Raw genomic sequence first — 2,287 nt, forward strand, 5'->3', positions numbered from 1 at the left:
GAACCTGCAGCCACAATTCCGTCACGAGGAAGTACTTTACGTAATTCAGCCAATACACGTTGTTGGGTCATTGGTGAGCTATCACTCTCTCGGCGCGGAGCAAGCTTTTGTTCCCACTCTTCCTTTTTCTGTTCCCTCCAGGATCTGTTGGAGATCATAACGCCAGAGCAGGCAGAGGAAATGAAYGAACGTCGCGGTAGTTATCATCTTGAGATTGAACAGAAAAAGGAAGAGTGGGAACAAAAGCTTGCTCCGCGCCGAGAGAGTGATAGCTCACCAATGACCCAACAACGTGTATTGGCTGAATTACGTAAAGTACTTCCTCGTGACGGAATTGTGGCTGCAGGTTCAGGGAATTGTGAAAGTGTAATTAAACAAGGATTTCCTTTATATGAGCCACGGACTTRTATTCACTCAGGAAGCTGGTCACCAATGGGGTGGGCTGTTCCAGCGTCTCTCGGAGCAAAATTGGCAAAGCCAGATAAAAAAGTTGTATGTGTTGTTGGTGATGGGGATTTTATGCAGTCATTACCTGAGATTGCGGTGGCAGTGATGCACAATATTCCTGTAGTTTTCTTGATTTTAAACAACATGGGTTATATGTCTATTCGCGGTGGCCAGCGCAAACTGACCAATCGGCATATTGGAGCTGAATTTAGTTTGAAAAATGGAGAGCCGTACACACCAAATTTCTCTGAAGTAGCTAAAAATTTCGGGCTTAAGTCTTGGAGAACAGAAACGCCAAATGAAGTGGCTAAAGCTCTCGCAGAAGCCTTAGAAGCAGATGGACCTACATTAATAGAAGCAATGACTTCTAGGGATGCAGCAGGTCCGTTTACTCCAGGTTGGTGGGACTTCCCAGTGGCGGACTACATGGATAAAGAACGCCGAGATGATTACGCGAAGCACCGATCACTTCAGCAACATCTATAAGTAAAATTTGATTTTTTTGGGAGGGAAATCAAATGAATAGAAAAAAAGCATTGGTATTACATGGCGGATGGAAATGGCATTATCCAACCGAATTGGCTGACTTGACAGTTGATCGTTTGCTTGAGGGGTATGAAGTGGAGTGTACTGATGACTTAAGTATCCTGGAGTCAAATCGCTTACATGAGTTTGATGTAATTATTCCTATCTGGACTGCCGATGGACTCAGTATCATGCAAGAACAGGCGCTGGTTAAAGCCATCGAGCGAGGCGTGGGTCTAGTTGGTTGGCATGCATTAGCCGGGGCATTCGACAGTAGTCATCCTCATAAGTTCTTCAAGATGGTTTTGGGGGGGCATGTTCTCGGTCATCCAGGTGATTTTATAGAGTATGAAGTTGATTTTCCAAAGGATGATCCTTTGACGGATGGACTTTCGAGCTTTAAGTTGTTCTCAGAACAGTACTATATGCATACGGATCCCGGTAATGATGTGATTGCGACTACTGTGATGGACGGGGATGAGTTTACTTGGTTGAAAGGCAACCAGATGCCAGTAGCATGGAAGAGACAATGGGGAAAAGGTCGAGTGTTTTATCACACATTGGGACATAGTACCAAGGAGTTTGAAATCCCTGAGGTAATGGAACTGACTATACGAGGAATCCGTTGGGCCACGAGGTAAACTAGTTATTTATGATAGAGAATAGGTAATTAATATAAAAATAATACTAAATGCACTTACTTTTGTAAAATCAGTCACCTTAAGAACCTATAGAATATTGCAAAACATGAAATAAAAAATATTGATCTTTAAGAGATGAATCTTGATAATTTCGATGATTCATCTCTTAAAGCAAAAGATATATTTAAAATGAACTTCCAATTTTGAATAAAAGTTGTTAAATCGAAAGGAGATAGAATAAGCTATGGCGATTACTTATCTAAAAAGTGCAGAACAGGCGTCTGAATCTGCTAGTCCAGAAATCAGTCAGACAGTTAAACAGATCCTTGAGGATGTGAAAGTACAAGGCATCAAAGCGGTAAGAAAATATTCGCAAAAGTTTGATACGTGGAACCCTGAATCGTTCCGTGTCGATGAAGAAATGATTGAGAAGGCAAGACGAGAAACGCCTCCTGAATTGCGAGCTAGTATTGATTTTGCCCGTGAACAGGTAGATAACTTTGCTAGACGTCAACGATCCACAATAAGTAGCCTAGAGGTCGAAACTATGCCCGGCGTCACCCTTGGGCATAAGTTAGTCCCTGTGAATGCAGTCGGCTGTTATGTACCAGGTGGAAGATATCCTCTCATCTCATCTGCTATTATGACGATTACAACTGCAAAGGCGGCGGGTG

The 2,287-nt window shown here is 42.7% G+C and carries 3 protein-coding genes; all 3 read left to right on the forward strand.

The features are described 5' to 3' along the window. Positions 1-180: 180 nt before the first annotated feature. Positions 181-933: a thiamine pyrophosphate-dependent enzyme gene (locus AC1DUW_RS26360; RefSeq protein WP_477643874.1), complete on the forward strand. Its 753-nt coding sequence runs from the start codon at positions 181-183 to the stop codon at positions 931-933. A gap of 32 nt (positions 934-965) precedes the next feature. Next, positions 966-1,613: a ThuA domain-containing protein gene (locus tag AC1DUW_RS26365; RefSeq protein WP_379148939.1), complete on the forward strand. Its 648-nt coding sequence runs from the start codon at positions 966-968 to the stop codon at positions 1,611-1,613. A 244-nt stretch (positions 1,614-1,857) separates the two neighbouring features. After that, positions 1,858-2,287, forward strand: a 430-nt coding sequence (locus tag AC1DUW_RS26370; RefSeq protein ID WP_477643875.1) for a histidinol dehydrogenase, incomplete at its 3' end; no start/stop codon positions are given.

The organism is Peribacillus sp. P4_C12 (assembly GCF_056402095.1).

What these genes read in the sequence shown, in the direction of transcription:
- AC1DUW_RS26365 (WP_379148939.1), top strand. Translation starts at nt 966, where the DNA reads ATGAATAGAAAAAAAGCATTGGTATTACATGGCGGATGGAAATGGCAT.